Source organism: Brevundimonas sp. LPMIX5, from assembly GCF_003576505.1.
GTDB lineage: Bacteria > Pseudomonadota > Alphaproteobacteria > Caulobacterales > Caulobacteraceae > Brevundimonas > Brevundimonas naejangsanensis.
Genome location: NZ_QWTZ01000008.1, coordinates 39,201 through 64,022, shown reverse-complemented (window position 1 = coordinate 64,022; position 24,822 = coordinate 39,201). Strand labels below are relative to the sequence as shown.

The window sequence follows — 24,822 nt, the reverse complement described above, 5'->3', positions numbered from 1 at the left end:
ATCATCGAGTCCGGCAGGTTGCAGGTGACGGGATTGGCGCAGGTCGCGGGATAGGTCGCTGAGGTGGTGATGTTCTCCAAGCCTGTTCCGGGCTTAGGGGCATGCAGCACCTGGGTGACGTTGCCGCGGGTGTCATAGGTCAATTCGCCATAATCGCCCTCAGGCTGCGTCACCCGCTTCAGGCGGCGCTGGGTGTCGTAGGTATAGGACGTGGTGCGGCTAACAGCCGGCGTCGTGGAAACCTTTTCGGTCACCGATGTCGCCCGGCCGATCGTCAGATTTGAAACGACCGTCAGTGATTGACCTAGCGGGCCTGTCGCAACCGTCGTGCGTATCGTTCCCGCGTCGGTATAGCTGTAGCTCCAGGTGCCGGTGGCATCGGTAAGGCTGAGAACTTTTCCGTAGATGGGCTCGTAGGTGATGCTGATGTCGTCGGTTGAGCTTCCAGGATAGCGGACGGAAACCAGTTGTTGCCCCGCATTATAGCCGTAAGTGGTAACGCCGCCTGCCGGGTTGGTCACCTGAATGTTGGAGAAGGTGTCTCCAGAAAAGGCCAGCGTCTGCGGGACATAGGTGCTGAGCTCCAGCGCCTCGTTGTACGCCGTAGCAGAGGTGTTCGCCTTCCACTCGCCAAGTCGCGTAGAGAGCGTTCCTCCGCCCCCGGTGATGGAATCGCGAACGTAGCCATAAACGATCCGATAGCCGAAGTTGTTGGCGACTGAGCCGAGGCGGGACGCGTAGGCGATGATCGGGTTGCCGTTCCCGTCCACGCCCCTGAGGTAGCTCTGAACCGTCCAGTTATAGGTGATCGTCTCGCCGTTCGGCTTGGTGATCGACGCGATATTGTACTGATCGACGCATTGGTTGCCGGTCGGGGTGTAGCAGGTGTCGATGGAGAAGCGGGTTTCTTCTCCGCCTGCTGTGGTGAAGACGTAGCCGGTTCCTTCAGCCTTGAGCGATTGACCCGAGTTGTTTGTCGGCGTGAAGGTCGATCCTGAGCGGCTGAAATGGATCGAGATCGCCCCTTGGACAACCGTGGCCGACGTCGATGTGAGATAGAGTTTTCGGAAGGAGGGGTCTTGCCACGCCCCTTGCACGAGGAACCGGCCGCTCGAAAGCGCGCCGTCGCCCGAACCGATGTTCAGGAGGTCTGGCGGAAGGTTAAAGCGACCCGTGACGAGATCAACGCCGCGTGCATCCAAAGTATGATGTTCAGGCGGAAGGGGAGGAGTCTGCGCCAACACAGGCGTGGCGAACAGGGCGCTGCTGGCCAGAAGGGCGAGTTTGAGCGTGGTTTTCATTTCCCGCGCTCCGAGTTCGGCGAGGCGTCTCGGACAGCTTCTAAATCTCCATCTTCGCCCTGGTCGCCTTTGGGCACCGCCTGTACCTCAGCGGGCGCTTGGCTTTGTTCGGTTTCCTGCGGCAAGCTCATCAGGCCTGAGGTCGGCGCGGCGACCGCGCGGCTCGTGCGATTATCAGCCTTGTCGAGGACGTAGGTAGTGGCCTGGCCCGTGGAGCCCGTGGTGCGGGTGACGCCGGTCAGGCGCCCATGCACGTCATAGGCGTAGGTCTGCGTCTGCTGCGCCGAAGCGCTCGTTGCTGTGACCGCCAAGACGGCGACTCCCACCAAGGCTGTCCGACCGATCATTCCGCCCTCCCTTTTCAGAAACCACGGTTTCTTGATGGGCGCGAACGGTCAAGCTTAGGTTGAGTCAATCACAACAATGTTACGCCAGTGTGGGCATCCTTTGAGACGAGTGCGGCGTGACGTTCAAGCCAGAACCGCTGCGCGTGGCGGATCGCTGCGCGGCTCTGGCTTGAACGACCTCAACGACAATGCGTGTCCAGCTTGACTGCAGCCGTCCAGCCATAATGGCGACCCCCGTCCACCAGGTTGGCATTGTGCAGCGGCCCCCGCCGACGCGGTCACGCGCATCCATCACGCACGTATGGCGCTTCGCGGGCGTAAGCTGAGCACTGACATATTGCTGCGATGACGTTAGGGGCGAGCGACTGAGCCACTCTTAGGTGGTCTCGTGCGGATTTGAGCCGCCCTTAGGTGGTCGCGCCAGTTAGTCAGGCCCGGCAAGACGCAGCGGCTATCGGCCTTCGGTGAGCCGCTCTTAAGTGGTCCGGATACATTCTTGTGTCGGGACCACTTAGAACTGGCTCAATACACACTAAGGGTCGCTCAAGGTGCGATTCGCTCTTAAGAGTGGGCGGCTCTGTGCAGCTTCGCGAAGCAGCCAACGTCAGCAGCGCGCCATGAGCGGTCATTGGCTCGTCGCCGAAATGCGGACCTTGGAATAGCGCTGTCGGGGATTAAATCGTCGGAGCCATGGGTGGCGAAATCGATCGCATGAGATGATCAGGAACGCGCACCAAATGCGCCTTTCGCAACAAACCCCGGCAAGCGCACGACAGCTCTCCCCCCCTTTACCGGACGGTTGAAAAGGGCCACCGTTCCGCCACTGAGCTCCACAATCGACCGACTGATCGAAAGGCCCAGCCCGGCCCCGCCTGTAGCCCGGCTGCGCGAAGCCTCCAGACGACGGAAGGGTGAAAAGACCGTCTCCAGTTGATCTGGCGGCAGACCCGGTCCCTCGTCATCGATGGTGCAGACGACCTCTTTCGCCTCCGACGTCACGGCGACGCTGGCCCGATCACCATAAAGAACGGCGTTGTCGATCAGATTGGTCAACGCCCGCTCCAACTGGTCCCGGTCGGCCCAGACCAGTTGCTCGCCATCCGCCTTCAGCGTCACGGCGCGCCCCATCTCGACCTGCCGCGCCACGCACTCGCGCGCCAAATCGGCCAAATCCAGCGGTTCAGGCGTCCAGGGCACCTCTTTGCCGCGCACAAAAGTCAGCAGTTGAGCGATCAGGCGCTCCATCCGAGCGATGTCGGCGACGGCCGCCTCGCGCGGGGCTCCCGTCAGCGCCTCGACCCGCAGGCGCAAGCCGGTCAGCGGCGTTCTCAGGTCGTGGGCGACTGCGGCCATAATGGCGGTCCGTTCCTTCAGCGCCGCGCCCAACCGGTCGCGCATGGCATCCAGCGCCTGCGCCGCCTCGGCCGCCTCGCGCGGCCCGCCGACGAAGGCTGCGGCGCGGTCGTCGTCGCGCGCTGCCTCGGCCAGCCGCTGAAAGGGCGCGGTCAGCCGTCCCGCCCCCCACAGGGCCAGCGGCAACAAGACGGCGGCGGCGATCAGGAAGGCCAGCCCCATGCGCAGCCGCTGCGGCGTCAGCAACGGCGACGGCGGCGTCACGACCACCCACCTCCCGTCGGCCTGACGCACCGCCGCCTCGAAGGGCGCGAAATTCATGCCCGGTGACAGAGCCATGCCCGCCAACAGCCTCCTCAGTCCCTCGGAAGGAGCGCGCGACTGCCCCGGACGCCCTTCTGCGAGGGCGCGCTCCGGGACCAGAGGCCGCACTCGAACCTCGGTCACCGGCGCATCCAGCAGAGCAGCCAGACCGGCCTGGGCCACCAGGGCCTGTCCCTCGCGTGCCGCGTCGAAGGGCGGCTCCGCGACCAGGCGGCGCCCCCAACCCGTGTCCTCTTCCCCCGTCAGGACCGCATGGACCTCGGTGACCGTCACACGCGCCGGCGGCGGGCCTGGAAAAGCCAGGGCGATGACGAAGCTGACCGTCAGACACAACAGGATACCCGCGACGGTAAAGCCCGCCGCCAGAGTGCGGATGGACAGGGTGCGGATCAACGGGCGAGCGCTCATCGCCGCACCGCAGGGCGGAAGCGATATCCCGCCCCGCGCACCGTCTCGATCAACGCCGCCTGTTCCGGCCGTTCCAGCTTGCGCCGGAGCCGGCTGACTGCCAGATCGACGGCCCGATCAAAGCTCTCGGCTAAGGGCCCGTGGGTGTTTTCCAGAATCTGCTCCCGGCTGAGGATGCGGCCCGCCGACCGCACCAAGGTCATCAGCAGGGCGAACTCACCCGAGGTCAGCTCCACCGCCACCCCCGCCGGATCGGTGAGCCGCCGCGCCTCCGGCTCCAGCGTCCAGCCCTCGAAGGCCAACGCGCGATCCGCCGCCGCCTCGCCCACGCGGAGAGGACGGCGGAGCACCGCGCGGATGCGGGCCAGCAGCTCGCGCGGTTCGAACGGCTTGGGCAGATAGTCGGCGGCCCCGACCTCCAGCCCCACGATGCGGTCGGTCGTCTCGCTCATGGCGCTGAGCATCAGCACCGGCGCCCGGCCCTGCAGCCGCCGACAGATCGACAGCCCGTCCTCGCTCGGCATCATAACGTCCAGCACGACCAGATCGGGCACGACCTCGGCCAGCCGAGCGTCCATCGCCGCTCCGCCGTCCGCCGTTCGCACGGCATATCCCGCGCCCGACAGGTAGTCCCTCAGCGCCGCCCTCAGGCTGGCGTCGTCATCGACGATCAGGATGTCAGCCGTCGCGCTCATGATCCCCCAAGTCTTCAGCCCCTTCTGTATCTCTCATGTGTCGAGGCGGCCTCGGCAAGCGCCCGGCGCGACATGACGTCGATACGGATGCCCGCAAGCCTGATCTTCCACTTTCGGAGACCCCCATGCTCGCCCTCGCCCTGCTGCTGACCTCGGCCGCCGCTTCGCCCCCCCCTGATCCCCTGTGCGCCCACGCCCTGCGCGCTGCGCCGGACCTCAGTTGCGCCGAGGCGGGACACGGCGTCGCCTTGGCCGCCACCCCTGCCGCGGCCGAACGGCTGGCGGACTATGCCCGGGCGGGCGAGGCCCGGTTCATCGCCCACTTCGGGCGCGACATCGCCCCCTATGTCGTCGCCTCGTCTCCGCCTGTCCCCGCCCGCACCGCCCTGGCCGCCGCCGGTTTCGTCCACGTCCTGCCCTGGCCAGCGCCGCGCGCCTTCGACGACGCTGCTCGACGCGGCGTCGAACAGGGCGCCCGACGCTTCGCCGCCTCCCAGAACATGACCCCGGCCCAGACCGAGGAGGTCGTCGCGCGCGCCCTGTCCCAGATCCCCGACGCCAAGGCCCAGGCCGCGCTGGACGCGGGCATGGTTCCGCACGAACTGGGCCACCTGTGGTTCACCCATGCCTTCTGGCCCGAGCGCCCCGAAACCGAGGCAAACGCCCCGCGCCACTACGGCGGCCCCGGCCCCGACTGGCTGGACGAAGTCGCCGCCGTCGTTCTGGAAGACGAGCCCACCGCCGCCCAGCGCCGCGACCAGTTCCGCGCCCTGATGCGGGGTGAAATGGTCCCCGCCATCGGCCCGATCGACGGTCGTTCCATCCTACTGGATCTGCCTGGCCTGCTGTCCCGCGAGCACCCTGGTCTCGTGCGCGCCGCCGCGATCGGGCCCGAGGTCGCAGCCAAGGGCGGCATCGGCGTCAGCTTCACTCCCGCGGGCGCCGGGCCCCGCCCCGCCGCGCTGGAACGCATCTTCTACATCCAGACCCGCGCCTTCGCCGACTACCTGATCCTGAAGTCAGGTCGCGCCGCTATTCTTGCCGATATCGCGCAAGCGGTGGCGAAAGGTGACAGTGTCGAGGCCTGGCTGAGCGACAAGGGGGCTGATTACAGCCTACCCGCGTCCATCATCGACCTGCAGCACGACTGGGAGCAATTTGCGATGCTGCTCTAGATAGCTTGTTCAGCGCGACCGTAGGACTTGGGGCCTCTGCAATTCAAAACACTGTTAGATGACCGTTGAGCGCCAACAGCGGACATTGCCCCCTCTCGGCAAACAGACATTCGGCCGGGGTAAGGCTGAAGGTCGCTTCCCATCCGAACGGAAACTGCGATGAAGTTAAAAGCTCGGGCAAGCCAGCTGGACTCGGTACAGGGGCAGCGGCATCTGACTGACGACTTTTGGCGCTTTCCAGACGTAGCTAAAAACAATCAGGCCTGTGCTGCGTCCGCAGGGTAGCCGATTGAGCCACTCTCAGGTGGTTTCGGCTGGGTTTGAGCCGCTCTCAGGTGGTCGGCTTAACTGGTTAGATTTCTAGAGCCCAACGATTGCGGGGTCCGACTGAGCAGGGCTCAGGTGGTCCCGATAATTCCCTTATTCCGTGGGTCACGGGGCGCAGGCGCGTGGTGTCTGCAGGGCCTTGGTCTGCGCCAGCCTGTGAACCTCAATCCTCACCCGTGCGTCCTGCTGTTGGCGGGGCTTTGGGCCGTGGTGTGTCGAGGGGGTGTTGACCTTCCCTTGATGGGAAGGTTTACCAGTGTCGTCGTCAAAGGTTTGCGAGGACGACGCCATGGCCGCCGAAGGCTTCAGAACACTGGATCTACCCGTGCTGGGCATGACCTGCGCCAGCTGCGTGGGCCGGGTCGAAAAGGCCATCCGCGCCGTGCCGGGCGTCACGCAGGCGCAGGTCAATCTGGCCGCCGAGCGGGCGCAGGTGTCGCTGTCGCCTGACGGTTCCGCCGCCGCCGTCGCCGCCGCCATCAGGAGCGCGGGCTATGAGCCGATGCAGGAGGAGGTCGTCTATCCCGTGCGGGGCATGACCTGCGCCTCCTGCGTCGGACGCGTCGAAAAGGCCCTGGCCGCCGTGCCGGGCGTGCTGTCGGCCAGCGTCAATCTGGCGACGGAGCGGGCGACCGTGCGTTTCCTGTCGGGAGCGACGACGTTCCAGGATCTGGCGGCGGCCGTCGAACAGGCGGGCTATGGGCTGGAGGCGTCCGAGGACGCCGGGCCGGACGCCGGCGACCGCGAACAGGCCGCCCGCGACGCCGAGATCAGGAAGCTGGGCCGCGCGGTGCTGATCGCGGGCGCGGCGACCCTGCCGCTGTTCGTGCTGGAGATGGGCTCGCACTTCGTGCCGGGGATGTACCACTGGATCAGTGAGACGATCGGCGCCTTCAACTGGAAGGTCGTCAGCTTCGTGCTAGCGACCTTCGTGCTGTTCGTGCCGGGGGCCGTTTTCTTCCATAAAGGCGTGCCCGCCCTGCTGCGCGCGGCGCCGGATATGAACTCCCTTGTCGTGCTGGGCGCGACGGCGGCGTGGGCCTTCTCGACGGTGGCGACCTTTGCGCCGCAGTGGCTGCCTGAAGGCACGGCTGAGATTTATTTCGAGGCGGCGGCGGTGATCGTCACCCTGATCCTGGTCGGGCGCTGGATCGAGGCGCGGGCCAAGGGCCGAACGGGTCAGGCGATCCGCCGCCTGATGTCGCTGCAGGCCAAGACCGCTCGCGTGGTGCGCGATGGCGTCGAGCAGGACCTGGCGATTGATGCGGTCAAGGTCGGCGACGTGGTCGTGGTGCGCCCCGGCGAGCGGGTGCCGGTCGACGGCGTGGTCACGGACGGCGCTTCCTTCGTCGATGAATCCATGCTGACGGGCGAGCCGATCCCGGTCGAGAAGATCGCCGGCGCCGAAGTCACGGGCGGCACGCTGAACACCACGGGCGCCTTCCGTTTCGAGGCGCGTCAGGTCGGCGCCCAGACCGTGCTGGCCCAGATCGTCAAGATGGTCGAGGCCGCCCAGGGGGCCAAGCTGCCCATTCAGGCGCTGGTGGACAAGGTGACGGGCTGGTTCGTGCCTGCCGTCATGGCCGTCGCCGCCCTGACCTTCGCGGTGTGGTTCCTGTTCGGGCCTGATCCGGCGATGGGTATGGCGCTGGTCGCGACCGTGTCCGTGCTGATCATCGCCTGTCCGTGCGCCATGGGTCTGGCGACGCCGACCTCCATCATGGTGGGCGTGGGCCGCGCGGCCGAACTGGGCGTGCTGTTCCGCAAGGGCGAGGCGCTTCAGGCCCTGCAGGGCGTGGACGTCGTCGCCTTCGACAAGACCGGCACCCTGACCGAGGGGAGGCCGACGCTGACCGATCTGGTCACGGCCGAGGGCTTTGACGAGACGACGGTGCTGGCTCAGGTGGCGGCGCTGGAGATCCGCTCCGAGCACCCGGTGGCCCGCGCCCTGGTCGCCGCCGCCGAGGCTCGCGGCGTGACGGTGGTCGAGCCGCAGGACTTCGCCTCCATCCCCGGCAAGGGGGTGACGGGTCTGGTCGACGGGGCGCGCGTCGCCGTCGGCGCCGATCGCTACATGGCCGAACTGGGCTGCGACGTAGACGTGTTCGCCGAGACGGCGGCCCGTTTGGGCGACGAAGGCAAGACGCCGCTCTACGCCGCCGTGGACGGCCGACTGGCCGCCATCATCGCCGTAGCCGATCCGGTCAAGGCGACGACGGGTGAGGCTATCGCCGCACTGCACGAACTGGGTCTGAAGGTCGCGGTCATCAGCGGCGACAACCGCCGCACCGCCGCCGCCGTGGCGCGTCGTTTGGGCATCGACGAAGTCCACGCCGAGGTCATGCCGGACGGCAAGGTGGCCGTGATCGAGGCTATGAAAGAGAAGGCTGGGAAGACGGGCGGGCGCAGGGTCGCCTTCGTCGGCGACGGTGTGAACGACGCTCCGGCTCTGGCGGCGGCGGATGTGGGTCTGGCGGTTGGCGGCGGCTCGGACGTGGCGATTGAAAGCGCGGACGTGGTCCTGACCGGCGGCGACCTGCGCGGCGCGGTCAGCGCCATCGGCCTGTCGCGGGCGACGATGAACAATATCCGCCAGAATCTGGCCTGGGCCTTTGGTTACAACGTCCTGCTGATCCCGGTGGCGGCGGGGGTGCTGTATCCGGTCTTCGGCGTGATGCTGTCGCCCATGCTGGCGGCGGGGGCCATGGCCTTGTCCAGCGTCAGCGTGGTGCTGAACGCCCTGCGTCTGAAGACCTTCAAACCCCACATCGGCAGCGTGAAGGGAGCCGCGTGATGAACATCGGCAAGGCGGCTCAGGCGACCGGCGTCTCGGCCAAGATGATCCGCTATTATGAGGCGCAGGGCCTGATCCGCCCCGCCGATCGGACCGAGGGCAATTACCGCGACTTTTCAGAGCGCGACCTGAACGACCTGCGCTTCATCCGGCGGGCGCGCGGGCTGGGCTTTTCGATCGAGGAGATCAGCCGCCTTCTGTCCCTGTGGCGCGACGACGCCCGCCCCAGTCGCGAGGTCAAGGCGATGGCGCAGAAGCATCTGGAGGACCTGGACGCCCGCATCCGCGAAATGCGCGAGATGGCCGACACCCTGCGCCACCTGGCCCATTGCTGCGCCGGCGATGACCGCCCGGACTGTCCCATCCTGTCGGATCTGGCGGGCGCACCGGCCGGTCAGGAACAGCACGCCGATTGAACCTGAAAGTCAAAATGACAACGGCGGCGTCCCTGACAGGACGCCGCCGTTTCTCGTTCCGGCCGGGGCAGGAGGCCGGAACGAATGCCTAGACCCTTTTCGGTTCAGTCGGAATCGACTGCACCCAGAACAAGGGTCCAGAACTATCTGGAGCGAATATCTGAGTTGAGTTGGACATGCGTCCAACTCAGCTGATTTCGCTCTTGGCTGTTAGGCCAGAACCATGATGGCGACGCGGCGGTTCTGGGCGCGGCCTTCACGGGTGTTGTTGGGGGCGACCGGCTTGGCGGCGCCATAGGAGATGGTCGCCATGCGGTTCAGGGCGATGCCCTGATCGCTGAGGAAGCGACGCACCGCTTCGGCGCGTTCCTGGCCCAGACGCTCATTGATCTGGTTGGTGCCGGTCGAGTCCGTGTGGCCCTGGATCTCCAGGTAGACGTTGGCGTTCTCGGCGCGCAGACGCTGGACCAGTTCGGCCAGGCGTTGTTCGGCTTCCGGCGACAGTTCGGTGTGGTTGACCGGGAACTTCACCGAGTCGTCCGACAGAACGACTTCGTACAGGAATTTGCCCTGGGCCAGTTTGTGCGCGGCGTTGGCGCGGGCCAGGGCTTCGCCTGCCGTGCCTTCGACCTGCGTCAGATGGCTGTCGACGCCGTCGACGCGCTCGTTCACGACCTGGACGTTGTCGCGGACGAACCGATGGCTGGCGCAGCCGCTGACGGCGACGCCAAGAATGGCGATAGCGCCGACGACGGCGGTCCTGGGTGCCAATTTGATCAAATCAAGTCTCCTTCGTGCCCGGCCCAACTCCGGGGGGGTTACGCGCCGCACCGGTGTCGGTTGCAAAACGGCGGAGCAATGACGCGCGAAGAAGTGAAAAGGTTCAGCTTGACTGTAAAAAAATTTAAACAAACCGCCGTTCTTGTTGTTTCAGCCGCCTTGGCTGACGCCTTTTTCCTGACGCTCTCAGGTGATCAGCTTCGCGCGAGCTGAAGGGCGAGGAGCCATTGTTGCAAGTATCACCATTGGGCGTTCGCGGAACCTGTAGCGGAACAGGCGGCCAAGGGTGAGTCGGGCCTCGAGGCGTAAACGTTCCAGGGCTCTGCCGGTTGCGGCCAGCGTCGCGGCGCATGGCCTGATCCTGGCGCTTATGGTGACGGCTCCGGTCAAGCCTGTCGTTGAGCCTGCGCCGATGCCGCTGGTCGAGGTGACTCTGGTCGAGCCGCCGCCGCCTCCGCCCCCGCCGTCAGAGCCGGCGCCCGGCGATGCGCCCGCGGGAGGATCCGAGGCCGCGCCCGCGCCTCAGCCTGAACCGGCGCCTGCCGCGCCAGCAGTAGCGACCCCCGTTCCGGTCCCGGCGAAGACGCCCCAGAAGGCGCGCGCCGCGCCGACGCCGCCGACGCCTCGCCCCAGTCGTCCGACGCCTCTGGCGCCGCAGGTTGAGCCGCTGCCGGTCTCGGCGCCTGAACCCAGCGTGTCCTTTGTTTTGCTGGGAGATGGCGCGCTCAGCGGCGCCTTGACCGCGGGGCAGGGGACGGGCGGAGGCGGTGGGACGGGCTCCGGGGCAGGCGGCTCCGGCGGCGGCTCCGGTTCAGGGACAGGCGGTGGTTCGGGGCAGGGGTGCGACATGGTCAAGCGCATCCAGGACGCCCTGCGCAACGATGCGCGCATCAACGCGGCGATAGGAGAGGCCTATCGCACATCCGGCGCCTCGGGGCAGGCTATCCTGATGTGGAACGGCGACTGGCTGCAGAGCCCCGGCGAGGAAGGCAAGGGGCTGGCCGGGGTGCGTCAGGCCATCGCCGTCACGGTCGGATTCTCGCCGCGCGCCTGTAAGGCGGAAACGGTGAACGGCTATGTGCTGCTGACGCTCAGCGACCAGCCGGGCGCGCCGCGCGTGGCGCTGGGCAGCGGCGGGCGCTGGCGCTGGTCTGACCTGCTGTCCCTCTAGCCTGGCAACCCGAGGCCGAGGGGGCCGTAAAGCCAGGTCAGCCAGGCGCCGATCGCCAGAAAGACGCCGAAAGGCAGGCGGTCGGTCCCGGCGATGGGGCGGCGAAGGACGACCTTGGCCGCGACGACGCTCAGGCCGCTCAGGGACGCCCACAGGAGCACGCTGGGCAGACCCATCCAGCCGACCCAGGCGCCGATCGCGCCCAACAGGAAGGGATCGCCTCCGCCCAGACCGTCGCGACCGCGCAGGCGCTTATAGATAAAGGCCAGCAGCCATAGGACGCCGAAGCCCGCCGCCGCCCCGATCAAGGGCGTTTTCAGCGGGCCGACCAGCGACCATTGCAGGCCGCTCTGCACATTGGCGGGGTCCAGCGCCACGGCCGCGAACAGGCCGCTGAGAAACAGCGGCAGGGTCAGGGCGTCCGGCAACCAGAAATGCTCGGCGTCGATGATGGCGATCAGCAGCAGCTGCCAGCCCAGGACCGCCCCCGCCAGCGCCCAGGCGGGATCGTCGAGGCGCAGCGCCGTCCAGACGCCGATGGCGGCGGCGGCCAGTTCGATCAGGGGATAGCGCACAGGAATGGCCGCGCCGCAGTCGCTGCATTTCCCACGCGTCATCGCCCAACTGACGACAGGGATCAGCCGCCAGGGCTTCAGGGGACGGCCGCACGACCCGCAACGAGAGCGCTGCACGACGACATCCTGACCCTGCGGCAGGCGCAGGCTGACCAGGCCCAGAAAGCTGCCCACGATCAGTCCCAGGCCGCCCATCAACGTCGCCAGCATGCGTTTCCCTCTGTCTCCATATCCAGGTCCGGCCCCTAGTGCGGCGATCTCCCGGCGACATGCAATCGAATTGCTGCGACGCAAAGGTTGTGTCGTATCGCGGCGACACCTAACGACCTATCGGTCGGACGCGTCGCTGAAGACTGGACGCACGATAGTTCAAATGGATATTCAGGTTTTGTGACCATAGTTTCGGCGATCGATAAATTGACGCCGCGCGAACGGGAAATTCTTCTGCTCGTGGCGGAGCGTCTGGGCGACAAGGAAATCGCCCAGCAACTGAACCTGTCGCCGCGCACCGTTCAGAACCATCTGCATCGCGCCTATGAAAAGCTGGGCGTTTCCGACCGCCAGCAGGCGGCTCGCCTGCTGAGTAATTCCTACTCAGGGCAATCGTCGCCCCTGTCGCCCGCGCCGCTTCTGCCGTCAGAACAGGGCGTCCTTGCAGGTTCTGGCCGTGTCGAGGACGGGAAGACTCCCTGGCCGGTTCCCTTCTACGGAGGTTACCTGCGCCTGGGGCGCTGGCGTCGGCCACGCAGAATCGGCGGCTCTGTCCTGCTGTTGATCCTGGGCGGCGCGCTGGCGTGGATTCTGCTCGCAGCCGCTGCGGTCAGTTTGATCCCTCCCGTCCTGGAGATGATCCAAGGCCTGCGCTGACGCTTCGGGATGGCGGAGATGCGCATGATCAAAGGGAATTAAGCGCCTGACGACCGTCGGGCCGAGCGGAGACGTTGATGAGTCCCTTGCAACTCGCACTGCAGTTCGCATTGCTGGCGTTCAGTCTGATAGGCCTTTCCCTGCTTCTCTGGCGAGGAAGGACCTGGGACCGCGCGGCGGCGGGAGTCGTGCTGATGGCTCTGACACTATCATATGCCATTGATAATACTGGCAAAGATGGCTTTGAGTTCGGCGTGATCCTGATCGATGCAGCGGCCTTTATCGCCCTGTGGTTGATCGCCGAACGAGCGGGGCGTTGGTGGATCGTGATGACCGCTGCGCTGCATCTGGTGTCGAGCCTGGTCTACGTCGCGCCGTTCCTGACCTCGACCAGTCTGGCCTGGGCCGCGATGACGCTGATTTGGGTCCTCTGGCTCCTGACATCACTGACATTTTTCTTCGGCGTCTGGGAAATCGAAGCCGCCCGACGCTTCGCCTTTGGGGGGCGATATGGCTCAACACTGGACGATGGAGGCGGCCCGCGCGCTGCTCCGTCAATGGAATGACAAGCGGTTGGAAGCGTCCGTTCGAGCGGCGGGGCTGATGGCTGAACTGGGCGCGCTTGAGGTCTGGCTGCTGGAGCAGCGGCCCGAGACCCTGGCTGAGGCGGAGCGTCTTCTGGACCTGATCACATCGCATGAAAGCGGCGGCGGGCGTGGGCTGGAGCAGCTGTGCCGCATCGGCGGCGGAGTTCGTAACGACGTCGACGCCCATCGCAGCCGGGTGGAGCACAGCTTCGCTCCGCGCGCCTCGGGACCGCTGGCGGGGCGAGCCTAAAAAGTCATCATTTGATGATCGTCGGCCAGGGTTTCGTCCCGCCGACCGGACTGTTACAGCCGTTGCCAGTCCGCGACGAGGCCTTGCGCCGTCGCTCCGCAAAGCGGTTTTTCCTCCCATGAATTTCGCTGTTCGCGCCGCGTCTCTCGCGTCCGCCTCTATGTCCGTGCTCGCTTTCGCCGCCCCTGTTCTGGCGGACGCCCCCGTTGACGCCGGACCGATCCAAGTGTCCGAGATCGTGGTGACGGCCGAGCGCCGCGAGGCGCCGCTGGCGGCCACGCCGCTGTCGCTGACGGTGGCCGCCCAGCCCCTGCTGGACGGCGTCGGCGTGCGCGACATCAAGGATCTGCAGATCCTGGCGCCGGGCCTGATCGTGGCCTCGACCTCGAACCAGACCTTCACCACCGCCCGCATCCGCGGCGTCGGCACGGTGGGAGACAATCCGGGCGTCGAAAGCTCGGTCGGCGTCATGATCGACGGCGTCTATCGCCCGCGTAACGGCGCGGCCCTGGGCGATCTGGGCGAGGTTGAACGCATTGAGGTGCTGAAAGGCCCGCAGGCGACCCTGTTCGGCAAGAACACCTCGGCGGGCGTCATCAACGTCGTCACCGCCGCGCCTTCGTTCGACGCGCGCATGGCGGGCGAGGCGACCTTCGGCGACTATGGGACGCATGGCGGTTCCGTCTCCCTGACCGGCCCGGTCGTGGACGAGGTTCTGGCCGGACGGCTGTATGTCGCCGCGCGCCGCCGCGACGGCTTTTATGACGTGAAGATGGGGGAGGGGCCGCGCACCTCGACCGACGATCAGACCGAACATTATGACACCGTGCGCGGTCAGTTGCTGTGGCGCGCCACGCCGGACCTGACGGCTCGCCTGACCGCCGACTGGACCGAGCGGGACGAGCGTTGCTGCGTCGGCGTGCAACTGGTTACGGGTGCGACGGCGCCTCTTCTGGCGACCTTCGCGCCCGACGGCGGCGTGGCGGCGACGCCGAAGCCGTGGGATCGCGTGGCTTATTCGAACCGCGACACCAACACCCGCATCCGCGACAAGGGGCTGGCGCTGCACCTGACCGCCGACCTGGGCTGGGCGACGCTGGAGAGCACCTCGGCGGTGCGCGACTGGCGCGGCGTCATCAGCCAGGACTGGGACTTCACCTCGGCCGACCTGGCCTATCGCCCGGACGACGGCAGCTGGTCGAACCGCTTCCGCACTCTGACGCAGGAGTTCCGCCTGTCGGGCCAGAGCGGAAAGCTGGATTGGTCGGCGGGCGCCTTCTTCGCCGATGAGAAGCTGACCCGCCGCGACAGCCTGCTCTACGGCGCCGATTACGAAGGCTACGTCAGCCGTCTGCTGTCGCGCTCGATGTCGAATCCGCTGGGCGACCCGAACTACGTCTCGACCCTGACCGGCCTGCCTGTCGGCCAGAGCTTCGTCGAGGGCGAGGGCCAGCTGGATCGCTATTGGCAGACGGCCCGCAGCGCGGCGCTGTTCGGCCAGATCTCCTACGCCGTGACCGACCGCCTGATCCTGACCGGGGGCCTGCGCCGCACCCATGAGACCAAGGAGATGACGGCCGCCTATCACAACACCGACGGCGGCCGGGCCTGCGCGGCGGCGCTGGCCAACGGCGTGAGCAACGCCACCTTGTGCCTGCCGTGGTCCAATCCGGCCTTCAACGGTCTGAGCCAGTCGGAGACCGTCAAGGACGAGGCCTGGACCGGCATGGCCCGCGCCGAGTTCAAGGCGGCGGAGGGGATGCGCCTCTACGCCTCCTGGTCGCGAGGGCGCAAGAACGGCGGCTTCAACCTGGACCGGGGGCAGACCAATCTGGTCCCCGACGCCTCGCGCGCCTTCCCGGCCGAGAGCGCCGACGCCTTCGAGGCGGGGATCAAGAGCGTAATGCTGGACCGGCGCCTGCTGGTCTCGGCCGCCGCCTTCCGCCAGACCTATGAAGACTTCCAGTTGAACACCTTCCTGGGGACGACCTTCCTGGTCCGCTCCATCCCCGAGGTGCGAGCCAAGGGCGTCGAGGCGGACTTCATGCTGTTGCCGTTTGATGGGCTGTCGCTGCAGGGCGGCCTGACCTACGCCCAGACGGAATACGGCGACGACGCCGTGCCGGGTCTGCCGCTGCTGGCGGGTAAGCGGATGAACTTCGCCCCCCTGTGGAGCGGGTCGCTGGCCGGAACCTATGAGCGGCCGGTGGCGGCGGGGCTGACGGGCCGGGTGACGCTGGCGGCCAAATATTCGTCGGAACACAATACCGGCTCGGACCTGGACCCGGCCAAGAGCCAGCCGGGCTTCTGGCTGGTCGACGGCCGCGTCGCCCTGGCGCGGGACGATGCCTGGAGCGTCGAATTGTGGGGCCGCAACCTGTTTGATCAGGACTATCGCCAGGTGGCCTTCGGCGCGCCGTTCCAGACGGGTACGCTGGGCGCCTTCCTGGGCGCGCCGCGCACGGTGGGCGTGACCTTGCGGGTCACACGCTGAGACCATGAAAAAAGGACGCCGGCGATGCTGGCGTCCTTTTGGATCACGACAGGAAGCGGCGGATCAGTTCTTGTCGCGGTCTACAGCCTTGGCCGCGCGCTCGGCCTGGCCGCGCCAGCCATAGCCTTCGCCATGTTTGCCGACGCTGATGAAGGTCGCTTCCTCGGCCTTGTGGAAATACTGCTCGGACACCATCCAGCCCTTGAAGGGACGCAGCACCGACAGGCACATGGCCGCCAGCACCGGGAAGGTCACCAGAAAGTGGACCCAGACCGGCGGATGAACGGTGAACTCGAAGATCATGAAGGCGATCATGCCGACGACGCCGACGGCGCACATGACGAAGAAGGCCGGGCCGTCCGCCGGATCCGCGAAGCTGTAGTCCAGCCCGCATTCGGGGCAGGACTCGCGCAGGCTCAGATAGCCCTTGAACACGGGGCCCTGGCCACAGCGGGGGCAGCGGGCGCGAATGCCGGTCTTCACCGGGCTGATCGGAGGATAGGCGGGGTCGGACACTAAAACTGTTCCTACGGCGAACGATGTCCATGATGTCGGCCGTTCGCCACGGGGAAGCAAGCGGGTGTTTTGTCCTATGGCTCGACAGACCCTCGGGTCCGGCCCCGTTAACGACGATTAAAGCCCTTCGCGCGAGCATGCGCGCGATATGTCCGGGGCCCCCGCCAAGAAGCGCGTTCTGCAGACGACCGTGGCGGCCGCCGCGGCGGGCGTCGTCGTCTTCGCGCCTCTGGCTCCGGCGCCGTCGCTGGCCCAGGCGGGCGCTCCAGTCGAGATCCGCATTGGGGCCAATGCGGGCTTCACGAGGATCGAGTTCGCCGGGGTCGTCGGAGCGCGTGCGCGGGTTCGCCAGGACGGCCGCACGGTTGTGGTCCGCATCGGCACGACCGCCGCCCCCGACGTCAGCCGTCTGCGCGTCGATCCGCCCAAGGGGCTGGAGAAGATCGAGACCCGCGCGGCGCAGGGCGCGACCGAACTGGTGCTGACCCTGGCCGAGGGAGCGGGCGCGACCAGCGGGTCCGCCGACGGAGCCGTCTGGCTGAACCTCTATGCGCCGGCCAGGGACGGCGACGGTCTGCGCCGCTCGCCCGTGCCGATCGGCGGCGCGGTGCCGGTGGCGGCCGAGGCCAAGGGCCAGCAGACCATCATGCGCTTCGACTGGAGCGGTCCGGTCGGCGCAGCCGTCTTCCGGCGCGGCGAGGCGGTCTGGGCCGTGTTCGACCACGCCGCCCGTATGCAGATGAAGGGCGAGGGCCTGAACGGCGCCCGCTGGGCCGCCGGCCCCGACTTCACCGCCGTGCGCATTCCGGTCGAGCCGGGTCAGGCTGTGGCCGCCCGCGCCGAGGGTTCGACCTGGGTGGTGACCATCGGCGGAACCGCCCCTGCTCCCAGCGGCGTGGACATCGAGCGCGACGACGCGGTCAAGGCGTCACTGACCGCGCGCATGGCCGGGGCGACCCGCACCGTCTGGCTGACCGACCCGATGATCGGTGACCGCTTCGCCGCCGTCACCGCCCTGGCGCCGGGCAAGGGGCTGAAAGTCGGGCGGCGTACGGTGGACGCAGGCTTCCTGCCGACCGCCCACGGCCTGGCGGTCGAGACGCCGACCGATGATCTGAGCGTCACCGCCGACGGCGATCTGGTGACGGTGACGCGGCCACGCGGGCTGACGCTGTCCTCGCCTACCGCAGGGCTCGAACGGGCGGCAGAGGGCGCCGATGCGCCGCGCGCGGCGTCGCGTCCGGCGCTGATCCCGGCAGACTGGTCCGCCGATGCGGGCGAGGGGGGCTTCATCGCCCGCCACCGCGGGCTTCAGGACGCCGCCGAACGCGAGAGCGGCCGCGCCGCCGAAGACCCGCGCGCGCCCATCGAGTCGCGGCTGGCCTACGCCCGCTTTCTGGTGGGGCATGGTCTGGGGTTCGAGGCGGTTGGGGTGCTGAACGCCCTGATCAAGCAGACACCCGCCATGCAGGGCGTGGCCGAGGTGCGCGGCCTGCGCGGCGCCGCCCGCGCCTCGATCGGCCGCTTTAACGAGGCGGAGGCTGACTTCTCCTCCGGCGCGCTGGCGGGCGATCCCTCGACCAAGGTGTGGCAGGGCTACATCGCCGCCCAGCAGGGCGACTGGGCTAACGCTCGGCGGCTGTTTGCGGCAGGCGCAAGCGTGGTCGACGGCTTCGCCCCCGAATGGCGCGCCCGCTTCGGCACCGCCCATGCGATGGCGGCGGTCGAGACCGGCGACGCCGACGCCGCGCGCGAGCTGCTGGCCTATGTCTTCAGCCAGCCGAACGTCTCGGCGCCCGACCAACTGACAGCCCGATTGGTCCAGGGGCGTCTGTTCGAACTGGATGAGAAGCCCGAGCGCGCTCTGGCGGTCTATAAGGCGGTGGCGCGCGCCCCGCTGGACGGCATCGCCACGCCCGCGCGTCTGGGCATCATCAAGCTTGAGATGGCCAAGGGGGCGCTGAAGGCCGACGCCGCCGCCGCCCAGCTGGAGGCGCTTAAATGGCGCTGGCGCGGGGATGCGACCGAGCTGGCGGTGATCCGCACTCTCGGTGAACTCTATCTGTCGCAGGGCCGTTATCGCGAGGCCCTGACCACGCTGAAGACGGCGGGGTCGAAGATCGTCACCCTGCCGGGCGGCGACCGGCTTCAGGCCGATCTCGACAACGCCTTCCGCGCCCTGTTCCTGGAAGGCGCGGCCGATGGCCTGCAGCCGGTGCAGGCGCTGGCCCTGTTCTTCGATTTCCGCGAACTGACGCCCGTCGGCGCTGACGGCGACGAGATGGTGCGGCGGCTGGCGCGACGCCTGATCGACGTCGACCTGCTGGATCAGGCGGCGGAACTGCTGAAATATCAGGCCGAGAACCGGCTGGACGGGGTGGCGAAGGCTCAGGTCTCGACCAATCTGGCCGCTGTCTATCTGATGAACCGCCAGCCGGAAGAGGCGCTGAAGGCCCTATGGTCGTCGCGCACGACCCTGCTGCCTGCCGCCATGAACCTTGAGCGCCGGGCGCTGGAGGCTCGCGCCCTGATGGAGCTGGGCCGTTATGAGCATGCGCTGGAGGTGCTGGGCAAGGACGCCTCGCCCGCCGCGCGCGACGTGCGCGCCGACATCCTGTGGAAGCAGCAGCAGTGGGGGGCGGCCGCCGCCCTCTACGACCAGCGCCTGGGCGACCGCTGGAAGGAGACGGCCGTGCCGCTCAGCGAGGTTGAGGAGACGCGCCTGATCCGCGCCGGGGCGGGATATTCGCTGGCGCGGGACGCCGGGGCGCTGACCCGTCTGTCGAAGAACTACGCCGGTTTCGCCGAGGGCGCGCGCTCGCCGGGCGCGATCCGGGTGGCGCTGGCGGGGCTGGACGGCGGCGACTCGGGCCGCCCGCAGGACTTCGCCGCCCTCAGCGCCGGGGCCGACGCCTACGCCGGCTGGATCGCTCAGACCAAGGCCGAGTTCAGGGCGAAGACGGGCGCGGGCCAATAAAAAACCCCCCTCCCGGCGGGAGAGGGGTCTTTTGCGTCCGCTCCCCGCGAGGAGGACCGGACGCGCCTGAAAGGCTTAGCCGTTGACGGCGTCCTTCAGCGGCTTGGACACGCGGAAGCGCACGGCCTTCGAGGCCGGGATCTTGATCGTCGCGCCCGTGGCCGGGTTGCGGCCTTCGCGCTCAGCGCGCTCGGCGGTGTCGAACACGCCCAGGTTGGAGATGCGGACGTCGTCGCCCGACTTCAGAGCCTTGTGGATGTTCTCGACAATGGCGGTCAGCACCTTGCCGGCGTCAGCTTGCGAAACGCCCGCGTCCTTGGCGACAGCGGCGATCAGTTCAGCTTGAGTGGTCATGAGGGTATTTTCCCAATGGTGGTCGCCCGGAAGAAAGCGCCGGGCGAGGACCGGGGGATCAACGACGGTTTTTATGAACTTGGCAAGCCCGCATTGGCGTCAAGACCTTGCAGGCTGGGGATTTATCCGGTTCCGGAGGCTCTCTGGAAGCTCTCGACTAGGCTTCCGGCGACCAGTCTCCACCCGTCCACCAGCACGAAGAAGATCAGCTTGAAGGGCAGGCTGACCACCACCGGCGGCAGCATCATCATGCCCATGGACATCAGCACGCTGGCGACCACCAGATCGATCACAAGGAACGGAACAAAAAGAAGAAATCCGATGGTGAAGGCGGTCTTCAGCTCGCTGATCATGAAGGCCGGGGTGACGACCCGCAGGGGCAGGTCCTGCACGTTCGCCGTGGCCGTGACGCCCGACAGTCGGGTGAACAGCGACAGGTCGTCGGGCTTCACCTGGGACAGCATGAAGGTTTTTACCGGTTCGGACGCCGCATCGAAGGCCTGAGGCAGTTCCATCTGCTGATCCATCAGCGGACGGACCCCCGAATCATAGGCGTCCTGCCAGGTCGGAGCCATGACGATGGCGCTCAGGAACAGGGCTAGGGACACTAGAACGGCGTTTGGCGGCGACTGCTGCATCCCCAGCGCCGTGCGCAGAAGCGACAGCACCACGACGATCCGCACGAAGCTGGTGGTCATGATGACGATGGACGGGGCCAGCGACAGCACCGTCATCAGCCCGACGAGTTGCACCACACGCTGCGTCAGGCCCGCGCCGGTCCCCAGGTCGATGTTGATGGCCGATCCGCTCTGCGCCGCCTCCTGCGCCAGGGCGCCCAGCGGCCAGATCAGGCACAGGGCGGTGGTGATCAGCGACAACAGAGCCGCGCGTTTGAGTTCGGCGCGGGTCGGGACGCCGAACAGGCTCTGTTTCTCCCTCCCCTTCATGGGGAGGGTGGTCGCGCAGCGACCGGGTGGGGAGGGCTTTATGGAACGCGCGGCGTTCGCCTCTAAGGTCGCCCCCACCCGGCTTCGCCCTTTCGGGCTCAGCCACCCTCCCCATGAAGGGGAGGGAGAGGCGCCATGCTTGCGGCCGTTCACTTCACGCCTCCCGGTTGGCGCGGCTCGATCAGTTCGCGACCCTCGCCCAGCAGGATCAGCCGTTCTTCGTCATCGACGCGGATCAGAACCAGACGGCGCGACGGGTCCAGCACCAGGGTCTCGACGACCTTCATCCGCCGCACCTGTCCCTGCTGGCCCTGAAAGCGCGCCAGGATCTCGGGCGCGTAACGGCGCGCCGCCCAGGCGGCCAGGCCGATGATGCCCAGGGTGATGGCCAGGCCGAAGATCGCCCGGAACAGATCAAGGAAGTTCATACGTCGGCAGGCCCCGGCGACGCGGACCGCCGCGACGCTTCGGGGCCATGTTTCAACGTACGTGGTTAACGGCGCGTTTAGGGATACGGGATATTAACCATGCAGGCGGCAAATTCTGCCGATCCGTTCGTCCGGGGGATTCGCATGTCCGTCACCGACCTGCCGCTGCTCAATCAGATCAAGGGCCGTCTGGCCTGGCTGGACGACCGTCAGCGGGTGATCGCCGAGAACGTCGCCAACTCCAACACCGCCGACTATATCGCGCGCGACCTGAAGACGCCCGCCGATTTCGCCACAGCCGTGAAGAAGAACGCCGGGCTGCGCATGACAGCCACCAATGCTCATCACGTCTCTCCGCCCGCGCGGGCGCCGCGCTTCGAGGGGATGGAGTCGCCCGATTCCGAGACCACCCTGGACGGCAATTCGGTCGTGGTCGAAGAGCAGATGCTCAAGATGGCCGAGAGCCGCATGGCCTATGACGCCGCCATCGGCTTCTACCAGAAGTCCATGCAGATGATCCGCCTGGCGGCCAAGAAGCCTGCGGCCTGAGGGGGAGTGAAGCATGCCTGACCCGATCAACAACCGCCCCGTCACGCCGCGCAACACGGCCATGGCGGTCGCCTCGACCGCGCTGAAAGCGCAGCAGTCGCGGATGCGGATCATCGCCGAGAACATCGCCAACGCCGAGTCCACCGCCAATGTCGCGGGCGGCCAGCCGTATCGGCGCCAGATGCCGGTGTTTCAGAGCCGCGACGTGGACGGCGCGACCGGCGTCGCCCTGGCCGAGGTTCGGCCGGATCAGCGTGACTTCCGCATGGACTACGACCCGTCGCACCCGGCGGCGAACGCCGAAGGCTATGTCATGCGGCCCAACGTCGACACCCTGATCGAGGCGATGGACATGCGCGAGGCGCAACGCGCCTATGAGGCCAATCTGAACGTCATCGAGACGGCGCGGAACATGGATTCGCGCACTCTCGACATCATCAAGAAATAAGAGGGGCTAAGGCATGAATCCCATCATGGCCGCCCGCGCCTACGCCGCCGTTCAGGGCGGCGGCGGCGTTAACGTCGCCTCTACCGCCAACGCCGCGCCGTCGATGCGCCTGAATCAGGCCGGGGGCTTCGCCGACCTGTTGCAGAACGTCATGACTCAGACGACCGAGGCGACCCGCACGGCCGAGGTCCAGATGGCGCAGTCGGTTCAGGGGCAGGGCAATCTGATCGACGTCGTCACGGCCATTTCTTCGGCCGAGGCTTCGCTGGAGACGGTGATGGCCGTGCGCGATCAGGTCATCTCGGCCTATCAGGAAATCATGCGGATGCCGATCTAGGCCGCCTTTCTCCCTCAATGAGGCTGGCGCGCGCAGGGATCGAACCGGGCCGCCGCACGCTTTCTTTCAGATCAGGAAAGGAAGCGTGATGCTCAAAGACAAGAACTCCTCGGCCATCGTGGCGGTAAAGGATCTTCAGCGGGCGAAGACCTTTTATTCCGATGTGCTGGGACTGAACCTGGCGGACACCGGCATGGATGGCGTGCTGGGTTATCGCACAGGCAATACGTGGCTGACGGTTTATCAATCGGACTATGCCGGCACGAACCGGGCCAACGCCGTGGTCTGGGACGTGGGTGTAGAAGTGGACGATATCGTCGCTGATCTTAAGGCCAAAGGCGTCGCCTTCGAGCGCTATGAGGGCATGGAGCAGGACGGCGACGTCCATGTGGCCGGGCCGCTGCGCCTGGCCTGGTTCAAGGATCCGGACGGCAACATCCTGCACCTGTTCGGCGGCGCCGGGGCAGGCTGAGGCTATCCTTCCAGTGAGACCACCGGCTGGCTGACGGCGGCGCTGCGGCCGCGCGCCTTCAGCCAGGCGCGGATGCGGTTCTGGATCGGCTGGTCGATCAGATAGTGCAGGCCGAAGGCGAAGACGAAGGCCGCCAGCACGCCCAGACCCCACAGGCCCCAGCGCCAGACGTCGCCCAGCGCCAGCTTGCCCGCCAGGGCGTCGGCCAGGCCGAACCAGGCGATGCGCACCACTTCGTTCGAGATGAACATGGAGAAGGACACCATCGCCGCCTGCTCGACCAGTTTGGAGGGCTTGCGTCCCGGAACGGCGCCCGCCGCCAGGATGATGATGCTGATGAAGACCAGCGAGATCAGGGCGTGTTTGTCGAAATACTGCACGCCCGCCAGGGCGACGGCAGCCAGCACGCCGGCCCAGCCGGCGACGCGCGGGTTGATCCATACCCCTTGCGCGAACCAGGCCAGACCCATGCCGAGGATGAACAGGGGCAGGGCGCGCCAGATGCCCAGGTTCAGCGGCATCTGATAGACGGGATATTTCAGGATCGCCCAACTCAACTCATTGGCGGCCAGATAGCCGACGACGACCAGAATGAGCGCCGTCCACGGCCCGATCCGGCTGAGGCCGCGCAGCACGAAGGGAAAGGCGACGTAGCAGCCCAGCAGGGCCGAGATCGACCACGTCGGCGCGTTCCAGCCGATGCCGCCGTGCACGCCGAACGACTGCACCAGAGCGACCTGAGCGGGCAACTGATCCCAGGCGAACCACTCGGGATGGTTGGGCGGCATGCCTGCGGCCGTGGCGACGAGCACCAATGCAACGAGCAGACCCAGGACGATCAGGTGCGCCGGAAACACCCTCAGCGCCCGCTTCAGGAAAAAGTCGGCCTTTGACATGCGGCCTGACCCGACGGCGCGGCCATAGACGCGCATCAGCACATAGCCGCTGTCGATCAGGAAGAAGTTGGTCAGCAGAAAGCCGCCCCGCTCGAACACGGGATGCAGCCCTTCGGCCAGCGGCACGGGCGCCGACATCTGGAAGTGATGCAGGATGATCAGGGCGGCCACGATGAAGCGCAGCGCATCCAGCCACCCCCCCCGCCCGATCGGCGGCGGCTCATTCCGGGACGAAAACACGGCCTGCAGCATGGCGACCCCCTTTGTTCAGAGGGTTTCATGCAGGAAAGAGGCCGTCAGATTGCAAACCGCTCCCTCCACGTCGCGGGGAGGGAGAATGCGGGCCTAGCCCCGCACCAGCCGCAGGAATTCCTCACGCGTACGCGGGTCTTCGCGGACGGCGCCCAGCAGGCAGCTGGTGGACAGGCTGGCGCCTGGAACGTCGACGCCGCGCATGGTCATGCAGCTGTGTTCGGCCTCGATGACGACGCCGACGCCGACCGGACGCAGCACGTCCTGGATGGCCTGGGCGATCTCTGACGTCATCTTTTCCTGGATCTGCAGACGCCGGGCGTAGCCGCGCACCACGCGCGCCAGTTTGGAGATGCCCACGACCCGGTCGGTCGGCAGATAGCCGACGTGCGCCTTGCCCACCACCGGCAGCATGTGGTGTTCGCAGAAGCTGACGAAGCGGATGTCCTTCAGCACGATCAGTTCGTCATAGCCGCCGACCTCTTCGAAGGTCTTTTCCAGATAGTCGCGCGGTTCGACCTCATAGCCCTGGAACAGCTCGCGATAGGATTTGGCGACGCGCTTGGGCGTTTCGATCAGGCCTTCGCGCGCGGGATTGTCGCCGGCCCAGCGGATCAGGGTGCGGACGGCGGCTTCGGCTTCTTCCTGCGAGACGGGCGGGGTGGGGGCGTGATCGGTCATGAGCGCTTCATAGCGCTGAGGCGTCGTCGAAGGCCAGAGCCGAGCCTGAGCGACTTTTTGTCCAGACGGTTAGCGCGGCGTTAACCATCCTGTCGGCATTT

At 67.0% G+C, this 24,822-nt stretch carries 26 protein-coding genes; 14 read left to right on the top strand and 12 right to left on the bottom strand.

Annotated elements, in window-relative coordinates:
• The 4 genes from D1604_RS09395 to D1604_RS09380 form a co-directional block, all read right to left on the bottom strand.
• Positions 1-1,301 (bottom strand): hypothetical protein (locus D1604_RS09395; RefSeq protein ID WP_373561210.1); only part of this gene is annotated, 1,301 nt, incomplete at its 3' end.
• On the bottom strand, positions 1,298-1,612 hold the full coding sequence (locus D1604_RS09390; RefSeq protein WP_158584923.1) for a hypothetical protein: 315 nt from the start codon (positions 1,610-1,612) through the stop codon (positions 1,298-1,300). The genes D1604_RS09390 and D1604_RS09395, both read right to left, overlap by 4 nt.
• A gap of 756 nt (positions 1,613-2,368) precedes the next feature.
• The gene (locus D1604_RS09385; protein ID WP_119413070.1) at positions 2,369-3,733 is read right to left on the bottom strand and encodes a sensor histidine kinase; all 1,365 of its coding nucleotides are present in this window, start codon (positions 3,731-3,733) and stop codon (positions 2,369-2,371) included.
• Complete coding sequence (locus D1604_RS09380) at positions 3,730-4,428, bottom strand: response regulator (RefSeq protein WP_119413069.1); 699 nt, start codon at positions 4,426-4,428, stop codon at positions 3,730-3,732. The genes D1604_RS09385 and D1604_RS09380 overlap by 4 nt, the downstream gene beginning before the upstream one ends.
• A gap of 125 nt (positions 4,429-4,553) precedes the next feature.
• Between D1604_RS09380 and D1604_RS09375 the strand changes: the two genes are divergently transcribed.
• The 3 genes from D1604_RS09375 to cueR all read left to right on the top strand — a co-directional run bounded on the left by D1604_RS09375 (position 4,554) and on the right by cueR (position 9,140).
• Positions 4,554-5,603, top strand: coding sequence for a hypothetical protein (locus D1604_RS09375; protein ID WP_119413068.1), 1,050 nt, complete (start codon positions 4,554-4,556; stop codon positions 5,601-5,603).
• Between the two features lie 616 nt (positions 5,604-6,219).
• Complete coding sequence (locus tag D1604_RS09370; RefSeq protein WP_119413067.1) at positions 6,220-8,724, top strand: heavy metal translocating P-type ATPase; 2,505 nt, start codon at positions 6,220-6,222, stop codon at positions 8,722-8,724.
• Entirely contained in the window at positions 8,724-9,140 is a 417-nt protein-coding gene (cueR, locus tag D1604_RS09365; protein WP_119413066.1) for a Cu(I)-responsive transcriptional regulator, read from the top strand. Before D1604_RS09370 ends, cueR begins: the two co-directional genes overlap by 1 nt.
• 210 nt (positions 9,141-9,350) lie before the next feature.
• On the opposite strand, the gene D1604_RS09360 is transcribed toward cueR, so the two are convergent.
• Complete coding sequence (locus D1604_RS09360) at positions 9,351-9,911, bottom strand: OmpA family protein (protein WP_024353572.1); 561 nt, start codon at positions 9,909-9,911, stop codon at positions 9,351-9,353.
• 87 nt (positions 9,912-9,998) lie between these two features.
• Here D1604_RS09360 and D1604_RS16020 point away from each other — a divergent pair, with 87 nt between their 5' ends.
• Both D1604_RS16020 and D1604_RS15735 read left to right on the top strand, forming a co-directional pair.
• The gene (locus D1604_RS16020; RefSeq protein ID WP_255413956.1) at positions 9,999-10,133 is read left to right on the top strand and encodes a hypothetical protein; all 135 of its coding nucleotides are present in this window, start codon (positions 9,999-10,001) and stop codon (positions 10,131-10,133) included.
• A gap of 73 nt (positions 10,134-10,206) precedes the next feature.
• Positions 10,207-11,091 carry a hypothetical protein gene (locus D1604_RS15735; protein WP_158584922.1) on the top strand — a complete coding sequence of 295 codons (885 nt, stop codon included), beginning with the start codon at positions 10,207-10,209 and terminating at the stop codon, positions 11,089-11,091.
• On the opposite strand, the gene D1604_RS09345 is transcribed toward D1604_RS15735, so the two are convergent.
• Positions 11,088-11,876, bottom strand: coding sequence for a prepilin peptidase (locus D1604_RS09345; RefSeq protein WP_119413065.1), 789 nt, complete (start codon positions 11,874-11,876; stop codon positions 11,088-11,090). The two genes, D1604_RS15735 and D1604_RS09345, sit on opposite strands and share 4 nt — an antisense overlap.
• A gap of 180 nt (positions 11,877-12,056) precedes the next feature.
• Here D1604_RS09345 and D1604_RS09340 point away from each other — a divergent pair, with 180 nt between their 5' ends.
• The 4 genes from D1604_RS09340 to D1604_RS09325 all read left to right on the top strand — a co-directional run bounded on the left by D1604_RS09340 (position 12,057) and on the right by D1604_RS09325 (position 15,864).
• Positions 12,057-12,533, top strand: coding sequence for a helix-turn-helix domain-containing protein (locus D1604_RS09340; protein WP_233552014.1), 477 nt, complete (start codon positions 12,057-12,059; stop codon positions 12,531-12,533).
• A gap of 77 nt (positions 12,534-12,610) precedes the next feature.
• Complete coding sequence (locus D1604_RS09335; RefSeq protein ID WP_119413064.1) at positions 12,611-13,099, top strand: hypothetical protein; 489 nt, start codon at positions 12,611-12,613, stop codon at positions 13,097-13,099.
• Positions 13,100-13,136: 37 nt separating this feature from the next.
• Complete coding sequence (locus tag D1604_RS09330; RefSeq protein WP_025978483.1) at positions 13,137-13,370, top strand: hypothetical protein; 234 nt, start codon at positions 13,137-13,139, stop codon at positions 13,368-13,370.
• A 160-nt stretch (positions 13,371-13,530) separates the two neighbouring features.
• Positions 13,531-15,864, top strand: a complete 2,334-nt coding sequence (locus D1604_RS09325) for a TonB-dependent receptor (protein ID WP_233552013.1) — start codon at positions 13,531-13,533, stop codon at positions 15,862-15,864.
• 63 nt (positions 15,865-15,927) lie between these two features.
• Here D1604_RS09325 and D1604_RS09320 read toward each other — a convergent pair whose 3' ends face one another.
• Positions 15,928-16,380, bottom strand: a complete 453-nt coding sequence (locus tag D1604_RS09320) for a DUF983 domain-containing protein (RefSeq protein WP_024353565.1) — start codon at positions 16,378-16,380, stop codon at positions 15,928-15,930.
• A gap of 148 nt (positions 16,381-16,528) precedes the next feature.
• Between D1604_RS09320 and D1604_RS09315 the strand changes: the two genes are divergently transcribed.
• A complete protein-coding gene (locus D1604_RS09315) occupies positions 16,529-19,357 on the top strand; it encodes a tetratricopeptide repeat protein (RefSeq protein ID WP_119413062.1) in 2,829 nt (942 codons plus the stop codon).
• Positions 19,358-19,432: 75 nt separating this feature from the next.
• On the opposite strand, the gene D1604_RS09310 is transcribed toward D1604_RS09315, so the two are convergent.
• The 3 genes from D1604_RS09310 to D1604_RS09300 form a co-directional block, all read right to left on the bottom strand.
• The gene (locus D1604_RS09310; RefSeq protein ID WP_003170475.1) at positions 19,433-19,711 is read right to left on the bottom strand and encodes an HU family DNA-binding protein; all 279 of its coding nucleotides are present in this window, start codon (positions 19,709-19,711) and stop codon (positions 19,433-19,435) included.
• Positions 19,712-19,833: 122 nt separating this feature from the next.
• Positions 19,834-20,658, bottom strand: coding sequence for a flagellar type III secretion system pore protein FliP (gene fliP / locus D1604_RS09305; protein WP_119413061.1), 825 nt, complete (start codon positions 20,656-20,658; stop codon positions 19,834-19,836).
• A gap of 149 nt (positions 20,659-20,807) precedes the next feature.
• The gene (locus D1604_RS09300; RefSeq protein WP_024353562.1) at positions 20,808-21,086 is read right to left on the bottom strand and encodes a FliO/MopB family protein; all 279 of its coding nucleotides are present in this window, start codon (positions 21,084-21,086) and stop codon (positions 20,808-20,810) included.
• Positions 21,087-21,230: 144 nt separating this feature from the next.
• Here D1604_RS09300 and D1604_RS09295 point away from each other — a divergent pair, with 144 nt between their 5' ends.
• The 4 genes from D1604_RS09295 to D1604_RS09280 all read left to right on the top strand — a co-directional run bounded on the left by D1604_RS09295 (position 21,231) and on the right by D1604_RS09280 (position 22,892).
• A complete protein-coding gene (locus D1604_RS09295) occupies positions 21,231-21,635 on the top strand; it encodes a flagellar basal body rod protein FlgB (protein ID WP_119413060.1) in 405 nt (134 codons plus the stop codon).
• A gap of 13 nt (positions 21,636-21,648) precedes the next feature.
• A complete protein-coding gene (flgC, locus tag D1604_RS09290) occupies positions 21,649-22,083 on the top strand; it encodes a flagellar basal body rod protein FlgC (protein ID WP_024353560.1) in 435 nt (144 codons plus the stop codon).
• A 13-nt stretch (positions 22,084-22,096) separates the two neighbouring features.
• Positions 22,097-22,420, top strand: a complete 324-nt coding sequence (fliE, locus tag D1604_RS09285) for a flagellar hook-basal body complex protein FliE (RefSeq protein WP_119413059.1) — start codon at positions 22,097-22,099, stop codon at positions 22,418-22,420.
• 88 nt (positions 22,421-22,508) lie between these two features.
• The gene (locus D1604_RS09280; protein WP_024353558.1) at positions 22,509-22,892 is read left to right on the top strand and encodes a VOC family protein; all 384 of its coding nucleotides are present in this window, start codon (positions 22,509-22,511) and stop codon (positions 22,890-22,892) included.
• 2 nt (positions 22,893-22,894) lie between these two features.
• Here the strand turns inward: D1604_RS09280 and D1604_RS09275 are convergent, their stop codons facing one another.
• Together D1604_RS09275 and folE are read right to left on the bottom strand one after the other, a co-directional pair.
• Positions 22,895-24,040, bottom strand: a complete 1,146-nt coding sequence (locus D1604_RS09275) for an acyltransferase family protein (RefSeq protein ID WP_119413058.1) — start codon at positions 24,038-24,040, stop codon at positions 22,895-22,897.
• Positions 24,041-24,133: 93 nt separating this feature from the next.
• Entirely contained in the window at positions 24,134-24,721 is a 588-nt protein-coding gene (gene folE, locus D1604_RS09270) for a GTP cyclohydrolase I FolE (RefSeq protein WP_003170484.1), read from the bottom strand.
• Positions 24,722-24,822: the final 101 nt, after the last annotated feature.

Coding starts and splice junctions, on each gene's coding strand:
- D1604_RS09385 (WP_119413070.1), bottom strand. CDS start 3,733: ATGAGCGCTCGCCCGTTGATCCGCACCCTGTCCATCCGCACTCTGGCG.
- D1604_RS16020 (WP_255413956.1), top strand. CDS start 9,999: ATGACGCGCGAAGAAGTGAAAAGGTTCAGCTTGACTGTAAAAAAATTT.
- D1604_RS09295 (WP_119413060.1), top strand. CDS start 21,231: ATGTCCGTCACCGACCTGCCGCTGCTCAATCAGATCAAGGGCCGTCTG.
- D1604_RS09325 (WP_233552013.1), top strand. CDS start 13,531: ATGTCCGTGCTCGCTTTCGCCGCCCCTGTTCTGGCGGACGCCCCCGTT.
- folE (WP_003170484.1), bottom strand. CDS start 24,721: ATGACCGATCACGCCCCCACCCCGCCCGTCTCGCAGGAAGAAGCCGAA.
- D1604_RS09280 (WP_024353558.1), top strand. CDS start 22,509: ATGCTCAAAGACAAGAACTCCTCGGCCATCGTGGCGGTAAAGGATCTT.
- fliE (WP_119413059.1), top strand. CDS start 22,097: ATGAATCCCATCATGGCCGCCCGCGCCTACGCCGCCGTTCAGGGCGGC.
- D1604_RS09310 (WP_003170475.1), bottom strand. CDS start 19,711: ATGACCACTCAAGCTGAACTGATCGCCGCTGTCGCCAAGGACGCGGGC.
- D1604_RS09315 (WP_119413062.1), top strand. CDS start 16,529: ATGTCCGGGGCCCCCGCCAAGAAGCGCGTTCTGCAGACGACCGTGGCG.
- D1604_RS09275 (WP_119413058.1), bottom strand. CDS start 24,040: ATGCTGCAGGCCGTGTTTTCGTCCCGGAATGAGCCGCCGCCGATCGGG.
- cueR (WP_119413066.1), top strand. CDS start 8,724: ATGAACATCGGCAAGGCGGCTCAGGCGACCGGCGTCTCGGCCAAGATG.
- D1604_RS09370 (WP_119413067.1), top strand. CDS start 6,220: ATGGCCGCCGAAGGCTTCAGAACACTGGATCTACCCGTGCTGGGCATG.
- D1604_RS09375 (WP_119413068.1), top strand. CDS start 4,554: ATGCTCGCCCTCGCCCTGCTGCTGACCTCGGCCGCCGCTTCGCCCCCC.
- D1604_RS09300 (WP_024353562.1), bottom strand. CDS start 21,086: ATGAACTTCCTTGATCTGTTCCGGGCGATCTTCGGCCTGGCCATCACC.
- D1604_RS09330 (WP_025978483.1), top strand. CDS start 13,137: ATGGCTGAACTGGGCGCGCTTGAGGTCTGGCTGCTGGAGCAGCGGCCC.
- flgC (WP_024353560.1), top strand. CDS start 21,649: ATGCCTGACCCGATCAACAACCGCCCCGTCACGCCGCGCAACACGGCC.
- D1604_RS09380 (WP_119413069.1), bottom strand. CDS start 4,428: ATGAGCGCGACGGCTGACATCCTGATCGTCGATGACGACGCCAGCCTG.
- fliP (WP_119413061.1), bottom strand. CDS start 20,658: ATGAAGGGGAGGGAGAAACAGAGCCTGTTCGGCGTCCCGACCCGCGCC.
- D1604_RS09335 (WP_119413064.1), top strand. CDS start 12,611: ATGAGTCCCTTGCAACTCGCACTGCAGTTCGCATTGCTGGCGTTCAGT.
- D1604_RS09345 (WP_119413065.1), bottom strand. CDS start 11,876: ATGCTGGCGACGTTGATGGGCGGCCTGGGACTGATCGTGGGCAGCTTT.